The sequence below is a fragment of the Comamonas thiooxydans genome (assembly GCF_002157685.2).
GTDB lineage: Bacteria > Pseudomonadota > Gammaproteobacteria > Burkholderiales > Burkholderiaceae_C > Comamonas > Comamonas testosteroni_H.
Map to the genome: position 1 here is coordinate 938,954 of NZ_AP026738.1, position 20,856 is coordinate 959,809.

Consider the following 20,856-nt stretch of genomic DNA (forward strand, 5'->3'; position numbering starts at 1 on the left):
GTCAGACGCCTCCCTCGTTCCAGCCCAGTTTTTTGCGCAGGGTATCGAAGTAATTCCAGCCCTTGGGGTGCAGAAAGTGCACGCTGTGATCGGCGCGCGTCACCAGGATGCGGTCGCCATGCTGCAGCGATTTCAGGGACTGCATGTCGAAGTTCGCGCTGGCGTCGCCTCGGCCGCCCACCACCTCGATAGTCACTTCCTGGGCGTCGGAGAGCACGATGGGGCGGTTGGAGAGGTTGTGCGGCGCGATGGGCACCATCACCCAGGCCGGAATCGATGGGTGCAGCATGGGGCCGCCAGCCGATAGCGCATAGGCGGTGGAGCCCGTGGGAGTGGCCACGATCAAGCCGTCCGCGCGCTGGTTGGAGACAAAGCTGCCGCCGACCTCGATGCGCAGCTCCACCATGCCCGAGGTCGAGCCACGGTTGACCACCACGTCATTCATGGCCTGTGCTTCAAACACGCACTGGCCGTCGCGCATGACGCGAGCATTCATCAGCGTGCGTTCGTCTTCCTCGTACTCGCCCTGCAATATGGGCGTGATGGAGGCTTCGAATTCATCCAGGGCGATATCGGTGACAAACCCCAGGCGGCCCTGGTTGATGCCGACCAGCGGCGTTCCATAGCGTGCCAGATGGCGACACACACCCAGCATGGTGCCGTCGCCGCCCACGACCAGGCCGAGGTCGCAATGCCTGCCCAGGCCGTCCACGTCCATGCTCGGGTAATCGGGCAGGCCCGCATAGATGGCCGACTGGGTATCCAGAATCACCTCACAACCCAGGCTGCGCACGTAACCGGCAATCCGTTGCAGCGCTTCGCTGGCTGCATCGGACGGAACGCCTGCTGCGGGTGTGTGGTACTTGCCGATCAGGGCAATATGGTGGAACGTGGATGTCATCTGGGAAATTACATCATTAAAATGAAATCATGCTCGACGAACGTGCCAAGTTATTGCTCAAAGCGCTGATCGAGCGTTACATCGCTGACGGTCAACCAGTCGGCTCGCGCACTCTTTCACGTGCATCCGGGCTTGAATTGTCGCCTGCCACCATACGCAACGTGATGGCCGACCTGGAAGAGATGGGTCTGATCATCAGCCCTCACACATCGGCAGGCCGCGTGCCGACAGCCAGGGGATACCGCCTGTTTGTCGACACCATGCTGACTGTGGACCGCTGCGATCTTGTAACGCCCGGCCTGATGCCTGAACAGCCGCAGAAGGTGATTGCCAATGCGGCCAATCTGCTGTCCAACCTCTCCCAGTTCGTGGGTGTGGTCATGGTGCCGCGTCGCAGCTCCGTCTTCAAGCATATCGAGTTCGTGCGCCTGTCGGAGCGGCGCTTTCTGGTCATCATCGTCTCGCCCGAGGGCGATGTGCAAAACCGCGTGATCTTCACAGATGTGGACTACGAGTCCTCGCAACTGATAGAAGCCTCGAATTTCCTCAATCACCACTACGCCGGTTTGGCAATGGAGGAGGTGCGCACGCGGCTGCAAACCGAGGTGGAGCAATTGCGGGGCCAGGTTGCCAGCCTCATGCAGGCAGCGGTGAATGTAGGCACTGAGGTCATGAGCAACCATGATCGCGAGGATGTGGTGATCGCCGGCGAGCGTAATCTGCTGTCCGTGAGCGATTTTTCCAGCGATATGGGCAATCTGCGCCGCGCTTTCGACCTGTTCGAACAGAAAACGCAGATTCTCAGGCTGCTGGACTTCTCCAATCAGGCTGATGGCGTACGCATTTACATCGGCGGCGAGAGCCAGATCGTTCCATTTGAAGATCTGTCCGTAGTGAGTGCTCCCTATGAGCTCGACGGCAAGGTGGTTGGCACCTTGGGGGTGATCGGCCCCACGCGTATGCACTACGACAAGATGATCCAGATTGTCGATATCACGTCCAAACTGGTGAGCAATGCTCTGAGCCACAAGCGTTAGGCCCTACAATGGCGAAGTTTTTCTGGTGGCAGCCACGGCTGTTGTCAGTGTTGGGGCGTTAGCTCAGTTGGTTAGAGCAGAGGACTCATAATCCTTTGGTCGTCGGTTCAAGTCCGCCACGCCCTACCAAGCTGCATGAAAGCCTGCCGTCTTCACCGATGGCAGGCTTTTTCTTTGCATGAACGCGAAAAAGTTGTCGATTTGGTCCGAGAGCCGTTTTTGCACTGCTAGAATACAACCCTGTTGCGGCTGTAGCTCAGCTGGATAGAGTACTTGGCTACGAACCAAGGGGTCGTGGGTTCGATTCCTGCCAGCCGCACCACAAAACGTCAAGCCTCAGAACTGAAAAGTTCTGAGGCTTTTTCGTTTCTGGACTCAGGCTTTGGGTATCAGCAAGGTGAAGCTGCTGCCTTGGCCCAGCTGGCTGCTTATCTGCAGGCTGCCGCCATGACGCTGTGCCACGGTGCGCGTGAAGGCCAGGCCCAGGCCCACGCCATCCATGCGCTGGTGTTGCTGCAGGCGCTCGAACGGCTGGCTGAGTCTGGCCAGCGATGCCTCGTCCATGCCGGATCCGTGATCGCGCACGGCGATGCCCCATTGGTTGTCTTGCTCGACAACGGCGACTTCCACTTGGGCTCCGCCATCCCCAGTCTGTGGCTTGCCGTATTTGATGGCATTGCTCAGCAGGTTGATGACGGCGCGGTGCAGCAGACCGGGATCTCCATGTACGCAGGCTTCGGCATCCGGCAGCTGGAATAGCAGTTGCATGTTCTGCTGCTGGGCAAGGGTCCAGCAATCCGAGACGGCCTGATCCGCCAGCAGACCCAGATCCAGGACTTCGCTGCGGTATTGCTGCTGCTGGGCTCTGGCCAGATGCACAAAATCGTCTGCCAGCTGAAGAGACGACTGGGCATAGCTCTCAATGCGGTCAAACAGTGCATCTTGCGACTCGATGCGCTTGCCTGTGCGCTGCATCTCCAGCAAGGTGATGATGGACCCTATCGGGGCACGGATGTCGTGGGAGATGAACTGCATGGCCTGGTCGCGCTGGGCCTGTGCACTGCGCAGGTCGCTGATATCGACCAGGGTGATGAGCCAGCCTGAGGTGGGCGGTGCCTCGAAGCTCTGGCTCAGCAGCATCAGATGGCGGCCCTGGGTGTCGCGCCCTTCGCTCTGGCGTGACAGAGTGGCCTGCTGCAATGCACTGCGCGTGAGCAGTGGTGTGCTGCTGGCAGTGCGGGCGCCGCCGCTGCTGGCGCTGTTCAGGCCTTGGAGCAAGGCGACCAGATCGTCACCTTGCTGGAGTTTGTGTTCCAGGCTTTCGATATAGCGGTGCGCGGCCGTGTTGGCAAGCAGCAGCAGCCCTTCGCGGTCGCAGACAAAAGTGGCCGAGGGCAGTTGGCGCAGGCTTTCGCTGACGAAGTGATGCAATGCGCGCAGCTGGCGCGAGGCTTGTTCCACAGCGTCGATCCGCTGATCGAGTGCATCGCTCTTGAGCGAGGGGGCGGGCAGGCCCTGGCCTTGCAGATCGCGCAGCTCCAGCGCCAGAAAGCGTGTGGCGGCGCGCAGGCGCAGCCAGCTCCAGAGCGGGTAGGCAAGCGACAGGCTCAGCAGTGCCGCAGCGGGGGCTGTCTGCACATGACCCCAACGCGGCGCCAAACCGGCTATCGACAGACTGAGCAAGGCCAGCAGGATGCTGGAAATCAGCCCGCCAGAAGGGCCGAGCCAGGCCAGAGCCAGCAGGCCCAGCAGCACGGGCAGCACATTGAGGCTGCGGTTGAGCGTGGCAGTGGCTGGCTCCAGATGTGTGTCCTGAAGGATGCCGTTGAGCACATGACCCAGCATCTCCACATTCGAGATCAGGCGCGCATCAAAGCCGATGGGGGCCGTGAATTTTTCGCCGAGACCTGCGGCAGTGGCTCCAATCAGCACGTATTTGCCGCGAAAGGCGGCTGCCGGAATGTTGCCGCGCAAGACGTCGATATAGGAGTAGGTGGTGAACGGCGAGCCCAGGCTTTTCTGACGGTCCTGCGCCGCCTGGGCAAAGGCGATGAACTGGGGCTGCAGCTTTTGCCAGGAGTCGGCTGCAACCGAGCCTGCTGGAGGTGGGGCAGATGGTTGGCAGGGTTGGGCGTTCTGGCCCACGCAGTGCAGGCTCAGCGCCATATGCCACCAGAGCTGGCCGGCCTTGCCTTCCTGCGCATAAAAGCGTCGCACCACACCGTCGGCATCCACAGGCATCTGGGTGTGCCCCAGAGCAGCAGCCTCGCTGGCAAGGCTCTGTAAAGGGGCGGTGGCAGCGCTTTGCGCGGCACGCGTGACGGGCAGCACTACGTTGCCGCTTTTTTTCAGTGCTCGTTGCAGCAGCAGATCGTCGCCGGGGTAGTCCCAGTCTTCCTCGCTGAAGACCACATCCATGCCGATGGCGCGGGGCTGGCCCTGCGCGATGCGATCCAGCAAGGCTGTGTGCAGCGCACGCCGCCAGGGCCAGCGGCCTATGCTGTCGATACTGTCATCGTCGATGGCCACGATGACGACTTCGGGCGAGGCAGGACGCTGATGAAGCCAGGCCGAGGTGTCCTGAATAATGCCGTTGAGACGTGCCAGCTGCCCCGGGCCGCTGAGCCACCAGGTCATGCCGAGCAGGAAAGCGCTGAGCAGCAGCCAGCTCAGGCGCAGGTCCTGCAAGCGGTTTTTACGCAGGTTGGGAGCTTCAACCATATGGGCGACTCGGTGAGAAGCTCGTAAAACAATAGCTTCCAGCGCCTGTCATATAAGCGATCAAGATATGAATCCTATGAAGCTTCATGGAATTCAAGCGCTGGCAGCTATGGTTTTTACTGGCGCATCAGGCGTGAACCGTCGCCGGAAGTCAGCGCCTGTCCCTCGGACGAGGTCACCCAGTTGCCGGTCTGGAATTGGCGCGCGACAGAGAGATTGCTGCGCAGGCCGTTGGCATCCTCGACCTGCATCTGCAGATAGTAGGTGCCAGGAGGCAGACCCTGCGTGCTCCACTGAGGCTGGGTCATCCAGGTGTCGATCAGGGGCGCAGTAAAACCGGCGTCGCTGGCCACCACGATACGGTAGCGTTGACCCTCTTCACCTGCCCAGTGAATATGGCGGCTGCCTTCGCCGGGCGCGCCGCCGATCTGGAGTTCGGGCGATTTGGGTGCCAGGGCCAGTTTCATCTTTTGCGGGGCGGCGAAAGGACCCGCATCCAGCTGGCCGCTGCCGAGCTTACGGATGCTGCCTACGCGCCACATATATTCGCCGACAGGCAGCTTGGCCAGCGTACTGGCAGGCAGGGCGCAGTCCTTGAGGTCGTTGGCGTCGATGAGTGGCCGGGCAAAGCTGCCGTCGGCGGTGGCTACCTGGATGCGGTAGGCCGAGGCTTCCGCCACCTGGGTGCATTGCAGGCCGTGCTGGCCCTGTCCGATGGTGGCTTCAGGTGCTGGAGACTCATAGAGCGGGGGCACCGGATGGGCTTTGACGCGCAACGCTTGCAGGCTGCGTTTGCCAGGAATGCCGTTGACGTCAATGGCGCGAATGGCCGCAATGTAGCTGCCGTCTTCCACACCCGTCAGGCGTGCAGGTGACTTGGTGAACATGCCTCCGCGCACGATCTGGGTCAGCTCCTTGTCCTGAGCGAGCAGCACTTGGTAGCGCACGGCACCGGCCATGGCAGGCAGGGGCAGGCTGACCCAGTTGGCGTCTTCGACAAGAGCGGGCCAGGCCGCAATATCGGGAGCCCCCAGCATGGCAGTGGGCCTGCCGATCTGGCCGTTGGCGGAAACGGACAGACCTTGACCAGGCCTCAGCAAGGCTGAGGGCTGGCCCGTCTGCACGGCGACCGAGCCTTCGTCGACGGCAGCAGCCGTGCGGCCCTCGTCATCGCTCATCACCAGAAACTGGGTGCCGCGCACGCTGGTCGAAGCCGCCGGGGTGCGCACCTCGAAGCGGCGCTCGCTATTGGCTTGCCTGGACACTTGTGCTTCAATTGCGCCCTCGCGGAGATCGATGACGGACTGCAGACTGCCGGCTCGGCCTTTGCGGCGCATCTGGCGCAGCTCGACATCGGATTCGGACTGCACACGCACCAGTGAGCCATCTGCCAGGCGGACGGAGACAAAGGCGTTGGCCGGAACCTGGAGCGAATCACCTTCCTGCAGCAGCTGGCCTTTTTGCACGGGCTGAGGCGGCGCGTTGACGGAGTCTGCGAGATGGCTCGCAGAGCGTGTGCTTTGCACATCGCCTTGCACAAACACCACCGAAGCCATCGCGGCGCGCAACAGGCGCGTGGGAATTTCCAGCACCGAGCCGGGGCGCAGACGCAGAGGGTCTTCCACCTTGTTGTGGCTTTGCAGAGCTGTCCAGCGCTTATGGTCGCCAAGATAGCGTGCTGCCAGCATCTCCAGCGTATCTCCAGTCACCACGCGGTGGGCAATGACATCGTTGCCGCGGGGCGTGATCTGGGCATGGGCCAGACCTGTTGCCGTCATCCCTCCAAACGCCACCCACAGCATGCCTGCGCCCAGAATGGGCATCGGGGAGTGGGCGGAAAAGAGGTTTTGACGTAAATCAGGCATTTTTAAAGATGGGTGAGGGGGCTGCCGAACTCAAGCAGCGGGGGCTGCGGGCTGCGCAGCTTCGGGGGCATCCAAGCGGTAACCATAGCCATAAACGGCTGAAATGGCATAGGGCTGACCGGCGCGCAGGTTCAGCAGATTGCGCAGGCGCGAGACATGGGTGTCCAGCGAGCGCGACTGCACCTCGGCGTTATGGCCCCAGACGACTTCGCGCAGATGATCGCGCGAGAGCAAACGGCCTTGGTTCTGGAACAGCGTCAGTGCCAGAGTGTATTCACGGTGCGTAACCTCCACGGGCTGGCCGTCCATCTCTATGCCATTGGTGGTGGTGAGAAAGCGGTAGGGGCCGAAGTCCAGCACGCTTTGTGCGGTCAGCGGATAGGCGCGGCGCAGCAGGGCGGAGATGCGAGCACGCAGCTCGCCCGCGCGGATGGGCTTGATCATGAAGTCATCGGCGCCGCTGGCCAGGCCTTCGACAATGTCGGCCTCTTCGCTGCGGTGGGTCACGAAGATGACCGGCACCTCCTTGCTGATCTGCTCGCGCACCCAGCGCACGATATCCGGCCCGCTGCTATCGGGCAGCTCCCAGTCAATCAGCAGCAAATCGAAGCTTTCGCGGCGCAGGGCTTGCTGCAGGGCGGCCCCCTTGAGGTAAGAGTGACAGCTGTGGCCGGCTTCCGTCGCGACTTGTTGCAACAGTTCCAGTTGTAGTGGATCGTCATCCAGGGCAGCAATACGCATCGGTCGTTCCTTTAGTGCGAAGGATTAAATCCGCGCTGCCCCGTGAGTGAGGAGGCAGCATCCCATAGGGGGTGAGGAGCTATTGCTCGGCGGCCTCACGCAGTTGTTCCAGGGCCTGGATCACCTGATCGTCGCTGACGTCGGCCAGCGTCTGCAGGCGCGGCTTGATGGCGGCCAGAGCCGTCGCGCCTTCGCGCTGCAACCGGGCGATGTTCTGCCCCGCTTCCTTGGGGGCGGTAAAGCCCAGGCTTTGCAGCAGCAACTGGCCGTCGGCAGCCACCAGCTTGAAGTAGAACTGGCCATCGGACTCGCGATACTGCTTGAACTGGGGCAGCGCCGTCTTGGCAACCTTGGTCTTGGCCTTGCTGGCTTGCGCCAGATTGCGGATGCCCACGGCGCCGCGCAGTTGCTGCAGCAAAGGGGTCGCCAGCTTGCGTGCCTTGATGGCACCGGCCTGAAGAATCTCTTCCAGCTCTGCGGGGTGGGCAATCAGGTATTCATAACGCTCGCGCATGGGGGCGATTTCGCGGTCGATGCGCTCGAACAGTGTCTGTTTGGCATCGCCCCAGGCAATGCCTTCGGCATATTGCTGGCGCAGGGCGGCACTTTCGTCTTCGCTGGCAAAGCCCTGATAGATCTGGAACAGGGCCGAGCCTTCGACTTCCTTGGCCTCGCCGGGGGCGCGCGAGTCGGTGGTGATGCTGTTGATGAGCTTCCTGAGTTGTTCACGTGGCGCAAACAGCGGAATCGTGTTGTTGTAGCTTTTGCTCATCTTGCGGCCGTCAAGGCCGGGCAGGGTGGCGACGGACTCTTCCACCACGGCCTCGGGCAGCGTGAAGTACTCGCCGCCATAGATGTGGTTGAAGCTCGACGCCATGTCGCGCGCCATCTCCAGGTGCTGCACCTGGTCGCGACCCACAGGAACCTTGTTGGCGTTGAAGATCAGAATGTCGGCACCCATGAGCACGGGGTACATGAAGAGACCGGCGGTCACGCCGTCGTCAGGTTCGCTGCCGGATGCATTGTTCTTGTCCACCGCCGCCTTGTAGGCGTGGGCGCGGTTGAGCAGGCCCTTGCCGGTCACGCAGGTCAGGAACCAGGTCAGCTCCGGAATCTCGGGGATGTCCGACTGACGGTAGAAGGTCACATGCTCGGGGTCGAGTCCCGCGGCCAGCCAACTGGCGGCGATTTCGATGGTCGAGCGCTGCACGCGCTCGGGGTCCTGGCACTTGATGAGCGCGTGGTAGTCGGCCAGAAAGTAGAAGTTCTCCACATTCTTGTCGCGACTGGCTTCGATGGCGGGACGCATCATGCCTGCGTAATTGCCCAGGTGTGGGGTACCGCTGGGGGTGATGCCGGTCAGAAAACGGGTGGTGCTCATAGGGATCAACAACAGATATCAGTAGCAGACCAGGTGCTGGGATCAGCGCAACAAGGCCATGAAGGGGTAGAGGATCAGATCGATGGCCGAGTAGCCCAGGCTCATCAACGGGCGCAGCCAGTAGCTGCCGACCACGCCGGCAATCACCAGTGCCATGACGATGAAAAAGCCATAGGGCTCGACACGCGCCACCAGTTGTGCCTGTTTCCAGGGCAGCAGACCGACCAGAATGCGGCCGCCGTCCAGAGGCGGCAGCGGAAAGAGATTGAAAGCCCACATCACCAGGTTGACCAGAATGCCGGCGCGGCACATCTCGAGGAAAAAGCGCTCGTGCAGACCTGTGCCTACGAAGACGATCAGCAGCAGACCCCAGAACACGGCCTGCACGAAATTGGAGGCAGGACCGGCCAGCGCTACCCAGATCATGTCGCGCTTGGGGTGGCGCAGATGGTCAAAGCGCACGGGAACGGGCTTGGCATAGCCGAAAAGAAACGCGCCCGAGGTAGCGAAATACAGCAGCAGCGGCATCAAGATGGTGCCGATGGGGTCGATATGCTTGATGGGGTTGAGCGTGATGCGGCCCATCATGGCTGCAGTGTTGTCGCCAAAGTGGCGCGCAGCATAGCCGTGCGCCGCCTCATGGATGGTGATGGCGAACAGCACGGGCAGTGCGTAAATCAGTACGGTTTGTATGAGTTCGGTGAGTTCCACGCACTGATTGTCTCAGACGTCGCGCCAAGCTGCTGTCTTGTGCAGGGACAAGCCGCTTGCTGTTGCAGAAATACGGGTTGCACATAGTTGTGTGGTAAACCAGATGTAGCAAAATGCAACTCGCGCAAATCCGTGGTTGCTGCCTGCGCAGCGGAACAGGTTTTGTGCGGGTTGACGACATCAATACATAACACGGCGTTCGGCAGGACAGGGCAAGGGGATCAATATGACGGTAAGCAAGCGACTGGTGATTGCATTTGTCAGCATCAGTGTTTTTGTCCTGGCTTTGATGGGAATTGCCTGGTCAGCGATGTCTGATGTGCTGGAGGTGTTGAAGGCGGGATCGCTCACGGCGCAGCAGTCGCAGAGCTTGATGGCGGAAGTCGAGCGTTCGCGCTGGTGGTTGCTGGCACTGGGCGCCTGGGTCTGCATTTCCTGCACCTGGTCCTGGATCAGCCTGCGCCGCCGTATCGTGGCGCCCTTGCAGGAAGCCATCCTGATTGCCGAGACCGTGGCGGCAGGTGATTTGAGCAAGGAGTTCTCTTCGAATGCCGAAGGCGAGTTCGGCCGTCTTCTGACTGCGCTGAGTACCATGGAAGACACGCTGACCGAGTTGGTGGGGCGCATCAAGCAGTCCACCGATTCGCTGGCCGTTTCGGCCTATGAAATCGATGCGGGCAACATCAACCTCTCCAGCCGCACCGAGCAGCAGGTCAGCGCGCTGACCGAAACCGCAGCCAGCATGGAGCAGCTCACCGTCACCGTGCGCCAGAACGCAGAGCGCGCTCATTCGGCCAGCTCTCTGGCAGTCACTGCATCGGCCACGGCCGGTCGTGGCGGTGATGTGGTGGACCAGGTCGTTCACACCATGGATGCCATCAGCGGCAGCTCGCGCAAGATTGTGGACATCATTCAGGTCATTGAAGGCATCGCCTTCCAGACCAATATCCTGGCCCTCAATGCGGCCGTGGAAGCGGCCCGCGCTGGAGAGCAGGGGCGTGGCTTTGCCGTGGTGGCCAGCGAGGTGCGCTCGCTGGCGCAGCGCAGTGCCGAAGCGGCCAAACAGATCAAGGAGCTGATCACGGCCAGCGTGACTCAGGTGGAAAGCGGCTCTGGCCTGGTGGGCCAGGCCGGCAGCACCATGAAGGAAATCATGCAGTCCGTGGGTCAGGTCACAGGTCTGCTGAGTGAAATCTCCGGCGCGCTGCAGCAGCAAAGCGAGGGCATCGCCCATGTGAATACGGCCGTGGCTCACATGGACAGCACCAATCAGGAAAATGCAGCCCTGGTCATGCAGGCCACGCAAGCCGCTGCTGCGCTCAATGCGCGCACGCAGGATCTGCAGCAGGCGGTGGGGGCCTTCAAACTCGATGACGATGAGTCACCTGGTCTGGCTCCTTCTGCCATGCCGGCTCCGCGCGGAGCTGGGGCCGCGCAGGCGCGTCCAGTTCGTGCCCGCGAGCTGGCCTATGAAGAGCTTTGATTCAGCGAATTTCGTGCAGATAGCCGTAAATGGCTACGAGGGTAAAGCCGAAATGGAGGCAGATAGCCGTTCCCAGCAGGACTCTGCGGCGCAGCATGGAGTCATCCGCCTGTGCCGACAGCCCTGGCGAGACATGGAATGATTGGCCCCTGGCATAAGCCCGAATCGTCCATGCCGTCCAGAGAGTCGCGAGGGCATAGACCGTCCATAGCTGGGATGTCTGCCGAAACACCAGCCCCACGACCAAAGAGTAAGTGCACAAAAAGCCGATGAGCCAGGGCCAGTGACGCTGAACAAAGTCTTGCGGCAGCTGCTGCTCTTGCATGGGGACATGCCTATTCAGGCTGAAGGCCTATGTCTTTCAGGCCGCCCATGCCCTGGCGCACCACGACGGGGGGATTGTTCAAGGCCATGGGCGTGAGGTCCAGCACTGTGGTGGGTTGCTGCGGGCAGGCACCGGAGTCGACCACGGCATCCAGCTCATGGGGGAAGCGCTCCAGAATCGACTCGGCATCATTGAGCGGCTCGGTCTCGCCGGGCGCGATCAAGGTGGTGGCCAGCAAGGGCTCGCCCAGCTCTTCCAGCAGCAGCTGCAGACCTTTGCGATCCGGCACCCGCAGGCCGATGGTCTTGCGCGAAGGGTGGCTCAGGCGCTTGGGCACTTCCTTGCTGGCTTCAAGAATAAAGGTGTAGGGGCCTGGCGTGGCCAGCTTGAGCAAGCGGTACTGGCGGTTGTCCACGCGGGCATAGTTGGCCAGCTCGGACAGGTCTCGGCACAGCAGCGTGAGGTGGTGCTTGTCGTTGATCTGCCGGATGCGGCGCATGCGGTCCACGGCGTTCTTGTCGTCCAGGTGGCAGACCAGGGCATAGCTGGAATCGGTGGGTACGGCAAGAATGGCACCCTTGCGCAGCATGTCCGCAGCCTGCTTGATGATGCGGGGTTGCGGGTTCTCTGGATAGACTTCAAAAACGGTGGTCATGCAATCTCTCTCTGTGATTTATGCGCGCTGTATGCGGTCCTGCAGCAGCTCCCAGACGGGAGTGAGCTGGCCGGGCAGATAGGGCAGCTGTCCCAGGTCTATCTGCGATTCATCGGGGCTGTGAAAGTCGCTGCCGCGCGATGCGGCCAGGCCGAATTCCAGGGCCAGATCGGCATAGATCGCATATTCGTGCGGGCGGTGGCTGCCGGTCACGACCTCCACGCCCTGGCCGCCGAGCTCCTTGAACTTGGAAAACAGCGCATATTCCTCGTTCTGGCTCAAGTCGTAACGCGCCGGGTGAGCAATCACGGCCACGCCGCCTGCCTCCACGATCCAGCGCACGGCGTCCTCCAGATTCGCCCAGACATGGGCGACATAACCAGGCTTGCCTTCGGTCAGATAGCGTTTGAAGACCTCATAGGTATCGGCGCAGACCCCGGTCTCCACGAGAAAGCGGGCAAAGTGGGTGCGCGAGATCAGCTCGGGGTTGCCTGCGTGGCGCAGCGCTCCTTCATAGGCACCGGGAATGCCGGCCAGCTCCAGCTGCCTGGCCATTTCGCGGGCGCGCGGGCCGCGGCCGTGGCGCGTGTCGTAGAGGCCTTGCGTCAGAGCGGCATCGTCGGCGTCAAAGCCCAGGCCCACGATATGTACGCCGCTGCCCGAGAAGCTGACGGAAATTTCAGTGCCTGTCAGATAGTCCAGCCCTGCTGAGCTGGCTGCGGCTGCTGCCCGGTGCTGGCCGCCGACCTCGTCGTGATCGGTCAGCGCCCAGAGCTCAACCCCTCGCTCGGCGGCACGCAGAGCCAGTTGCTCGGGCGTCAGAGTGCCGTCGGAGACGACGGAGTGGCAGTGCAGATCGGCGTTCAGATAGGTTTTGGGCACGGCTTGATTGTAGGTGGCTGTACGCAATCATGATTTGTGTCATAGCACGAGCGCTATTGCGGTCGTAGCTTGTAACAAAGCTCAAATCTCCCGCCAGTATGCCGATTAAGGATTGGCTACAGCGCTTGTGAGTTTCTGAATTCGTTAAGGCTGCCACGGTTTTGCTTGATCTATTGAGATGGATAAAAAAATGAAATTGAATCAGTTCTCTGTGTCACAAAAGCTGTGGGCTTTGGTGATTGGCTTGCTGGCGGGCTTGCTGCTGGTATCTGCAGGCAGCCTGATCTATCTGGATCGTGTGTATGTGAGCATCTCCAAGGAGGCCACACGTACCCGAATGGCTGCCAACATTGCCAGCGAGTGGCGTCATTTGACCGAGCAAAGTGTGGATCGCTCCATCGTCGCGGCCATTTCCTCCGAGGAAAACCTGGTGGAGCAGCAGCGCAAGCTGATGAGTGACGGGATTGCACATATCACCGAACTGCAGAAAAAGCTCAACGAGCTGGTCACTGACGATGAATCGCGCAAGGTGCTGGACGAGGTCGCCGAGCGCAGGCGCGCCACGCTGGAGAGCAATGCCGCCGTGCAGGCTGCGCGCAAAGACAATGATTTTGCGACTGCCTTCGATCTGGTTGAAAAGCAGCTGCGTCCCAACGCCAAGGTCTATGTGGAGGCGCAGCGCAAGTTCGTGCAGTTGCAGGAGCAACGTAGCCAGCGTGCGATTGCCGATGGCGAAGCACGTCAGTCTCAGGCCTATGTGGCTATCGGTCTGGTCTGCGGCCTGATCGTTCTGCTGGGTCTGGCGATGGCGGCTCTGATCCTGCGCTCGATCATCGCTCCGTTGAATGAGGCGGTAGCTCTGGCCGATTCCATCGCTGCCGGCGACTTGACGGCCACCGTGCGCAATGACCGTCATGACGAACTGGGCCGTCTGCTCAAGTCCCTGAACGCCATGGCAGAGCGCCTGCGCTCTGTCGTCGGCCAGGTACGCTCGGGCGTGGAATCCGTCTCTTCGGCCTCGGGCCAGATTGCCACGGGCAACCAGGACCTGTCGGCACGCACCGAACAGACGGCGGCCAACCTCGAGGAAACCGCGGCCAGCATGGAAGAGCTGACGGCCACCGTCACCCAGTCTGCCGACACTGCGCGTCAGGCCAATCAACTGGCCTCGACCGCTGCCCAGGCGGCCGAGCAAGGCGGTCGCGTGGTGCAGCAGGTGGTGCAGAGCATGGGCCAGATCACCGACAGCAGCCGCAAGATTGCCGACATCATCGGCGTGATCGACTCCATTGCCTTCCAGACCAATATCCTGGCTCTGAATGCAGCCGTGGAAGCGGCACGCGCCGGCGAGCAGGGCCGTGGCTTTGCCGTGGTGGCGGGCGAGGTGCGCAGCCTGGCGCAGCGCAGCGCCGAGGCAGCCAAGGAGATCAAGCAGCTCATCACCACCAGCGTGGACAATGTGCAGTCGGGCTCGCAACAGGTGGAGCTGGCGGGCCAGAGCATGAGCGAGATCGTGGCCAGCGTGCGCCGCGTCAGCGATCTGATCGGAGAGATCACGGCCTCGTCCACCGAGCAGCGCGACGGCATCAACCAGGTCAACCAGGCGGTGAGCAATCTGGATCAGATGACGCAGCAGAACGCGGCTCTGGTGGAGGAATCCAGTGCGGCGGCGCTGTCCATGCAGGAGCAGGCGCGTCGCCTGGCCGAAGTGGTCTCAGTCTTCAAGCTCGGCCATGAAGCCGGCTATGCCAAGGTCGCCACACCTCAGCGCTCGGCCAGCCGCGCCATGCCGGCCATGGCGCCGGTGAAGCAGACTGCTGCTGCAGCCAGACCCGCGATCAAGAAAGCGCCTGCTGGCCCGGCTCCCACAGCACTGAGTGCCAGCAAGGCCAAGCCTGCTGCGGACTCCGACGATGGGGACTGGGAAACTTTCTAAACCGCAGGCCGACACCCGCTTGCAGGCCCGCCGCTTCTGACAGGAGGCTGCGGGCTTTTTCATTCTGGATTGCCAACTCCAGCCTTGCCGAAAAGCGGGAAAGTACTGAGAACATCAGTTGTGCGCAATGCGCAAAGCAGTTGTAACAATTATTAATATATTGATGCAACCTCGGGGAGAGCATCCCGGAGAGGTGGAGGGAGGACGTCAGGGGCCAGGAATTGACCGTCAGAGTCATGCACAAGCCAGCCCGGAGTTCACGATGCGGACGTGCCTGTGTGTGAGTTCTTTTGTCTGGATTGGTTGGTTCATGAAGTTGTTTCAATTCACCGTGGCCCGGAAGCTGTGGGCATTGGTGATCGGTCTTTTGGCGGGCATGTTGTTGCTGGTGGCAGGCAGCCTGGCTTATTCCAAGCGTGTCAACGAGGGCGTTTTTACGGCGGCGCTGGAGGCGCAGACGGCTGCTGCGCAGGCAAAGGAGTGGCGCATCCTGACCCAGATGAGCATGGATCGCTTCACGGCGGCCGCCATGTCCACGGAAGAGAATCTGGTCGAGCACCAGTACAAGGCCATGGCCGGTCTGATCGCCAGCATCAACGAGTTGCGCGACAAGGTGCTGGCACAGGTTCATACGCAAGAGGCCAAGAGCCTGATGGTCGATGTGAACACGCATAGAGATGCCTTGTTTGCGGTGAACAAGGAGGTGGATCAGGCTCGTCAATCCAAGGATTTCGCGCGTTCACAAAAGCTGATCGAAGAGCGGCTCAACCCCATGGCGCAAAAGTACTACGCGGCCCTGGATGCCTATGTGCAACTGCAGGACCGCTACCGGGTGCAGGCGCTGGAGCAGGGTGAGTCCAGCCGCTCCAAAGCCTATGTGGTGATCGCCGTCGCTTGCGGCGTCATCATGTTTTTGGGATTGGCGACTGGCTTGCTCATCATGCGCTCCATCACCCGGCCTCTTGTCAAGGCCGTGGAGCTGGCAGATGCGATCGCCGAGGGCGATCTGAGTTTCAGAACCGGGCATGGCAGCGAAGACGAGCTAGGGCATCTGCACCAGTCTCTGAATGCCATGGCCGAGCGCCTGCGCTCTGTCGTCGGCCAGGTGCGCTCGGGCGTGGAATCCGTCTCTTCGGCCTCGGGCCAGATTGCCACGGGCAACCAGGACCTGTCGGCCCGCACCGAGCAGACGGCGGCCAACCTCGAGGAAACCGCAGCCAGCATGGAAGAGCTGACGGCCACCGTCACCCAGTCTGCCGACACTGCGCGTCAGGCCAATCAACTGGCCTCGACCGCTGCCCAGGCAGCCGAGCAAGGCGGTCGCGTGGTGCAGCAGGTGGTGCAGAGCATGGGCCAGATCACCGACAGCAGCCGCAAGATTGCCGACATCATCGGCGTGATCGACTCCATTGCCTTCCAGACCAACATCCTGGCTCTGAATGCAGCCGTCGAGGCGGCACGCGCCGGCGAGCAGGGCCGTGGCTTTGCCGTGGTGGCGGGCGAGGTGCGCAGCCTGGCGCAGCGCAGCGCCGAGGCAGCCAAGGAGATCAAGCAGCTCATCACCACCAGCGTGGACAATGTGCAGTCGGGCTCGCAGCAGGTGGAGCTGGCGGGCCAGAGCATGAGCGAGATCGTGGCCAGCGTGCGCCGCGTCAGCGATCTGATCGGCGAGATCACGGCCTCGTCCACCGAGCAGCGCGACGGCATCAACCAGGTCAACCAGGCGGTGAGCAATCTGGATCAGATGACGCAGCAGAACGCGGCGCTGGTGGAGGAATCCAGTGCGGCAGCGCTGTCCATGCAGGAGCAGGCGCGTCGCCTGGCGGAAGTGGTGTCTGTCTTCAAGCTGGGACGCGATACCGAGGCTTTCGAGGCCATGCCCGTATCGCTTGCGAAAGTGACAGCGACGACCAAGGCGATCAGGCCCGCTGCTCAGCCTGTCGTAGCAGTTCCCAGGCTGACGGAGGCCAGACCCAAGGCACGGTCGGTCGCAAGCACTGCGGATGACGATAGCTGGGAACAGTTCTAAGTTTCGGGCAAAGCGTGAAATGGGCAGCCGCCACGTTCGCGGTGGCGGCGGTCCAGGCTGGGGCGAGGATCAGAAGCCCATGTTGCCGGCACCGCCCTCGAAGTCCTGTGCGGCTTCCACGAGAAATTGCACCTTGCGTTCGCCGCGCCATTCGTTGATGTCCAGGCGATAGGCCAGGGTGGTGCGCGCGGGCAGAGGGTCGGTGTGGTTGAACCAGATGCCGTCGATCTTGAAGCCATGGTGCAGCAGTTCCAGCTTCAGGTGCTTTTCGCCGACCAGGCGCTGCGAGGTGATTTCCAGCTCTTCGCTGAAAGTCGGGGCGGCAAAGCCCTGGCCCCAGACGGCCAGCTGCATTTGTTCGATCAGGCCGGTGTCCAGCCATTGGGGCGACAGCGGGCCATCGGTCTCCAGCCTGCGCGTCAGCGTGGCGGCATCCAGCCATTCCCTGGCGACCTGGGCAAAAGCCTTTTCGAACTCGTCAAAGTGCGCTTCCGCGATGGTGCAGCCTGCCGCCATGGCGTGGCCGCCAAAACGCAGTATCAGACCGGGGTGGCGCTTGCTGACCAGATCCAGCGCATCGCGCAGATGAAAGCCAGGAATGGAGCGGCCCGAGCCCTTGAGCTCGTGTTCCTTGCCCGGGGCGCCGCTGGCTGCAAAGACAAACGTGGGCCGGTGCAGCTTGTCCTTGATGCGCGAAGCCACCACTCCGACCACGCCTTCATGAAAGTCGGGGTCGAACACGCTGATGGCAGGCGGCGGCGTCATGCCGTCCTCGCACAGGCCTTCGGCCATGAGCAGGGCATGCTCGCGCATGCTTACTTCGATCTCGCGGCGTTCACGGTTGATGCTGTCCAGCATGCGTGCCAGATTGTCGGCGCGGCTGACATCTTCCGTGGTCAGGCACTCGATGCCTATGGTCATGTCGGCCAGACGACCGGCGGCATTGATGCGCGGGCCCAGGGCAAAGCCGAAGTCGATGGTGGTGGCCATGTCGAAGCGGCGGCCCGATGCCTCGAACAGCGCGCGTATGCCGGGCTGCATGACGCCTTTGCGAATCTGCTTGAGGCCCAGTGCCACCAGGCGGCGGTTATTGGCATCGAGCTTGACCACGTCGGCCACCGTGCCCAGTGCTACCAGGGGCAGCAATTGCTCGAGACGGGGCTGGTTGTGGCGATCAAAGCGGCCACGGTTGCGCAGCTCGGTGCGCAGGGCCAGCAGCACATAGAACATGACGCCCACACCGGCCATGGACTTGCTCGCGAACTCGCAGCCGGGCTGGTTGGGATTGACGATGGCATCGGCCAGCGGCAGGTGGTCGCCCGGCAGATGGTGGTCGGTCACCACGACCGACATGCCCAGCTCCTTGGCCACGGCCACGCCTTCGACGCTGGCAATGCCGTTGTCCACGGTGATCAGCATGTCGGCACCGGTCTCCTTGACGCGGCGCGAGATGGGGGTCGTCAGGCCATAGCCGTCGACCACGCGGTCGGGCACGAGGTAGTCGGCATGGGCTGCGCCCAGCATGCGCAGGCCGCGCAGGCCCACGGCGCAGGCCGTGGCTCCATCGCAGTCATAGTCGGCGACGATGCACAGACGCTTTTGCGCGGTGATGGCATCAGCCAGCAGCTGCACGGCAGTATCGATGCCGCGCAGGCCCGAGGGCGGGAGCAGCCGGGCCGGTGCATCGTCCAGCTCGTCGGCGGAGCAAACGCCGCGTGCTGCATAGAGCTGGGCCAGCAAGGGATGAATCTTGGCCTGCAGTAGTGCAGAGACACTGTCATTGGGCACGGACCTGGGGATTATTTTCATAGCATCTCTCGCAGGTCAGGCAAGCGTTTCGTTCCAAAAACACTCTTGATCTTGTCCAGCAGACCGCGCGGCTGGCTTTGCCATTGCACGGCATTGCGCTCGCCGCAGAGAGTGAGCTTGACGGGCTCGCCACGGGCAGCCCGCTGCTGCAGCTCGGCGATCAGGCCGCTGTCCAGCGTCTGCCAGGCTTTTTGCCAGCCTTGCACATTGCCCTGCAGCGCGGTGTGGCGCAGATCATCGACACAGACTGCGGCAGGGCTCGCTGCGGGCAGGCTGCTCAGGCTTCCCGTGCCATGTACCCAGAAGGAGTTGATGGGCGGTAGACCGCGTGCGGCACGCTGGTCGTTGAAGACATGGGTGTAGAGCAGCATCTGCAACTCGGTCTGCAGACGCTGGATGATGGCTCCCTGTATGGGCTCGGGCATCCAGGGGCGCACGTCGCGGCCCAGTGCCCGGTCCATCGAGGCGGTAGCCAGGTCCTTGAAGGCCGCTCCGCGTGCCAGCCAGAGGTCGGCACGCAGATATTCCAGCGTGATGCCGTCGTCGCTGAACCAGGGTGCGATCAACGCCAGCAACTGGCGGGATTCGTCTTCGTCCAGTGGCGCGCTGGCCGGGTCGGTCTGGTGGACCTGGTCCGGCGTGATATGCCAGTGGCAGGGCGTGATGAAGGCACAGGCCTGGTTGCTGTCTCCGGCCGCCAGCGCAGCCCAGGGAATCAGCCCGGGTGTATCGGGCAGCTGCATGCCACGGGCCAGGACTCGCTCATGCGGGGGGGAGAAGTCCATCTCGTCGCCCTGCACCAGCAGGGTCGGGGCCAGCGTTGCCAGCAAGGCCTGAAGGTGAGGGAGTTGCAAACCGTCCCATGCCTGGGGAATGTCGGCAGGGCCGCTGGCATAGGCAACAATGATTTCAGGGGCGCCTGTGCCCAGGGCTTGGGCGGCAGGCAGCAAAGGCGCGGTCAAAGACATGGGCGCTATTGTCGGGCATGGCCGCCGCCCGGGCATGCTGCGGGGTGCTTTGTCACCTCGCCGGCATATTTTTCAGGGTGTAGACCAGGCTGTAACTCGCATCATCGGCAATGGCGGGCATGTTGGCATTCCAGTCGTCCCAGCGCTGTCGCATGGCCTGCAGGCGCTCGGGGTGCTGGCCGGCCAGATTGGCACGCTCGCGTTCGTCCTGCGCCAGATTGAACAGGTATTCGTTGTCTTCCACGCGCAGGTATTTCCATTCGCCTTCGCGCAGCGCACGCTGGTTGCGGTAGAGCATGCGCCAGTACAGCGGTCGGGCAAACTCCGCACCGTCGCTGCGCAGCACGGGCAGGATGGAGACGCCGTCCAGCGGGTAGTCCGGATCGGCGCTTACACCGGCTGCGTCCAGCACCGTGGCCGACCAGTCCATGGTCATGCATGGCTGGGCGCTGCTGCGATGGGCATCGATCACGGCGGGCCAGTGGGCGATCCAGGGCACGCGAATGCCGCCTTCGGTCAGGTCCATCTTGCCGCCCACGAGAGGCCAGCTGTCCGAGAAGCGCTCGCCGCCGTTATCGCTGGTGAAGACGATCAGCGTGTTGTCGAGTTGGCCGTTTTTGCGCAGTGCTTCGACGATCCAGCCTATGCCTTCATCCATGTGATGAATCATGCGGCGGTACTGGTGAATATTGCCGCCCGCCAGATGCGTGATGCCCGCCCCCAACTGCTCGGCAGTCTCACGGTCATCACGGGTTTCCCAGGGCCAGTGCGGCGCCGTGTAGTGAAGGCTCAAGAAGAAGGGGGAGTTGCCTTCGCTCATGCGGTTGACGAAGTCCACGCTACGCTGGGATAGCAGGTCGGTCAGATAGCCTTCGTCGTGGTGCTCCTCTTCGCCCACCCACAGATCGTGCTGGCCCGAGCTGCTCAGATGGGTGAAGTAATCCACGCCGCCCGACATGGGGCCGAAGTATTCCTCGTAGCCCGAGCGCAGCGGGCCGAAGTGGGGAGGGTAACCCAGATGCCATTTGCCTATCAGTGCCGTGCGGTAGCCCGCGCCCTTGAGCAGCGAGGCAACGGTGGGGATTTCGGGCGGCAGGCCCAGCTTGGCGCCCAGCGGCGTGCCGCGCGTCTTGCTGTTGATGGGCTCCTCGGCCGCGCCGCGCAAGCGGTATTGATAGCGGGCCGTGGCCAAGGCAAAACGTGTGGGCGAGCACACGGGTGAATTGGCATAGCCCTGGGTGAGCCTGAGGCCGTTGGCCGCCAGGCGATCGAGCACCGGGGATACCGGACCGAACTCGGCATCGCGGCCGCCGTAGCAGCCCAGGTCGGCATAGCCGAGATCGTCGGCGACGATGAAGATGATGTTGGGGCGGGTCATGAAAGCTTGCTGTTGTGAGGAGGCTGAAGCTTGG

16 protein-coding genes and 2 tRNA genes are annotated in these 20,856 nt (G+C 62.3%); 6 read left to right on the top strand and 12 right to left on the bottom strand.

The window, feature by feature from the left end; genetic code table 11:
- Position 1 precedes the first annotated feature (1 nt).
- Complete coding sequence (locus CTR2_RS04285; protein WP_003066061.1) at positions 2 to 901, bottom strand: NAD kinase; 900 nt, start codon at positions 899 to 901, stop codon at positions 2 to 4.
- Positions 902 to 930: 29 nt separating this feature from the next.
- Here CTR2_RS04285 and hrcA point away from each other — a divergent pair, with 29 nt between their 5' ends.
- The 3 genes from hrcA to CTR2_RS04300 all read left to right on the top strand — a co-directional run bounded on the left by hrcA (position 931) and on the right by CTR2_RS04300 (position 2,260).
- On the top strand, positions 931 to 1,938 hold the full coding sequence (gene hrcA, locus CTR2_RS04290; RefSeq protein ID WP_087084947.1) for a heat-inducible transcriptional repressor HrcA: 1,008 nt from the start codon (positions 931 to 933) through the stop codon (positions 1,936 to 1,938).
- Positions 1,939 to 1,990: 52 nt separating this feature from the next.
- Positions 1,991 to 2,067 (top strand) — tRNA-Ile (locus CTR2_RS04295).
- A gap of 116 nt (positions 2,068 to 2,183) precedes the next feature.
- Positions 2,184 to 2,260: transfer RNA gene (locus CTR2_RS04300), tRNA-Arg, on the top strand.
- 53 nt (positions 2,261 to 2,313) lie between these two features.
- Here the strand turns inward: CTR2_RS04300 and CTR2_RS04305 are convergent.
- The 5 genes from CTR2_RS04305 to CTR2_RS04325 all read right to left on the bottom strand — a co-directional run bounded on the left by CTR2_RS04305 (position 2,314) and on the right by CTR2_RS04325 (position 9,357).
- Positions 2,314 to 4,659 (bottom strand): CHASE2 domain-containing protein, encoded by a 2,346-nt coding sequence (locus CTR2_RS04305; protein WP_087084946.1) that lies wholly within the window; start codon positions 4,657 to 4,659, stop codon positions 2,314 to 2,316.
- 116 nt (positions 4,660 to 4,775) lie between these two features.
- Positions 4,776 to 6,482 (bottom strand): FecR family protein, encoded by a 1,707-nt coding sequence (locus CTR2_RS04310; RefSeq protein WP_087084945.1) that lies wholly within the window; start codon positions 6,480 to 6,482, stop codon positions 4,776 to 4,778.
- Positions 6,483 to 6,554: 72 nt separating this feature from the next.
- Positions 6,555 to 7,265 (bottom strand): response regulator transcription factor, encoded by a 711-nt coding sequence (locus CTR2_RS04315; protein WP_087084944.1) that lies wholly within the window; start codon positions 7,263 to 7,265, stop codon positions 6,555 to 6,557.
- 79 nt (positions 7,266 to 7,344) lie between these two features.
- Positions 7,345 to 8,646, bottom strand: coding sequence for a tryptophan--tRNA ligase (locus CTR2_RS04320; RefSeq protein ID WP_087084943.1), 1,302 nt, complete (start codon positions 8,644 to 8,646; stop codon positions 7,345 to 7,347).
- Between the two features lie 42 nt (positions 8,647 to 8,688).
- Positions 8,689 to 9,357: a site-2 protease family protein gene (locus CTR2_RS04325; RefSeq protein WP_087084942.1), complete on the bottom strand. Its 669-nt coding sequence runs from the start codon at positions 9,355 to 9,357 to the stop codon at positions 8,689 to 8,691.
- Positions 9,358 to 9,583: 226 nt separating this feature from the next.
- Between CTR2_RS04325 and CTR2_RS04330 the strand changes: the two genes are divergently transcribed.
- Positions 9,584 to 10,840, top strand: coding sequence for a methyl-accepting chemotaxis protein (locus tag CTR2_RS04330; protein ID WP_087084941.1), 1,257 nt, complete (start codon positions 9,584 to 9,586; stop codon positions 10,838 to 10,840).
- Position 10,841: 1 nt separating this feature from the next.
- Here the strand turns inward: CTR2_RS04330 and CTR2_RS04335 are convergent, their stop codons facing one another.
- Genes CTR2_RS04335 through CTR2_RS04345 form a run of 3 tightly spaced genes read right to left on the bottom strand, consistent with a single transcriptional unit; the run spans position 10,842 to position 12,702 of the window.
- The gene (locus CTR2_RS04335) at positions 10,842 to 11,165 is read right to left on the bottom strand and encodes a hypothetical protein (RefSeq protein WP_087084940.1); all 324 of its coding nucleotides are present in this window, start codon (positions 11,163 to 11,165) and stop codon (positions 10,842 to 10,844) included.
- A gap of 10 nt (positions 11,166 to 11,175) precedes the next feature.
- Positions 11,176 to 11,820 (bottom strand): L-threonylcarbamoyladenylate synthase, encoded by a 645-nt coding sequence (locus CTR2_RS04340; RefSeq protein WP_003066094.1) that lies wholly within the window; start codon positions 11,818 to 11,820, stop codon positions 11,176 to 11,178.
- Between the two features lie 18 nt (positions 11,821 to 11,838).
- On the bottom strand, positions 11,839 to 12,702 hold the full coding sequence (locus CTR2_RS04345) for a 3',5'-nucleoside bisphosphate phosphatase (protein WP_087085248.1): 864 nt from the start codon (positions 12,700 to 12,702) through the stop codon (positions 11,839 to 11,841).
- A gap of 190 nt (positions 12,703 to 12,892) precedes the next feature.
- Here CTR2_RS04345 and CTR2_RS04350 point away from each other — a divergent pair, with 190 nt between their 5' ends.
- Positions 12,893 to 14,638, top strand: coding sequence for a methyl-accepting chemotaxis protein (locus CTR2_RS04350; RefSeq protein ID WP_087084939.1), 1,746 nt, complete (start codon positions 12,893 to 12,895; stop codon positions 14,636 to 14,638).
- A gap of 310 nt (positions 14,639 to 14,948) precedes the next feature.
- On the top strand, positions 14,949 to 16,667 hold the full coding sequence (locus CTR2_RS04355) for a methyl-accepting chemotaxis protein (protein WP_087084938.1): 1,719 nt from the start codon (positions 14,949 to 14,951) through the stop codon (positions 16,665 to 16,667).
- Between the two features lie 69 nt (positions 16,668 to 16,736).
- On the opposite strand, the gene recJ is transcribed toward CTR2_RS04355, so the two are convergent.
- From recJ to CTR2_RS04370, 3 genes are read right to left on the bottom strand one after another with little or no spacing between them, the layout of a single operon-like run.
- A complete protein-coding gene (gene recJ / locus CTR2_RS04360; protein WP_087084937.1) occupies positions 16,737 to 18,476 on the bottom strand; it encodes a single-stranded-DNA-specific exonuclease RecJ in 1,740 nt (579 codons plus the stop codon).
- A complete protein-coding gene (locus CTR2_RS04365; protein WP_087084936.1) occupies positions 18,473 to 19,444 on the bottom strand; it encodes a phosphoglycerate mutase in 972 nt (323 codons plus the stop codon). The genes recJ and CTR2_RS04365 overlap by 4 nt, the downstream gene beginning before the upstream one ends.
- Positions 19,445 to 19,496: 52 nt before the next feature.
- Positions 19,497 to 20,822 carry a sulfatase family protein gene (locus tag CTR2_RS04370; protein ID WP_087084935.1) on the bottom strand — a complete coding sequence of 442 codons (1,326 nt, stop codon included), beginning with the start codon at positions 20,820 to 20,822 and terminating at the stop codon, positions 19,497 to 19,499.
- Between the last annotated feature and the right edge of the window lie 34 nt (positions 20,823 to 20,856).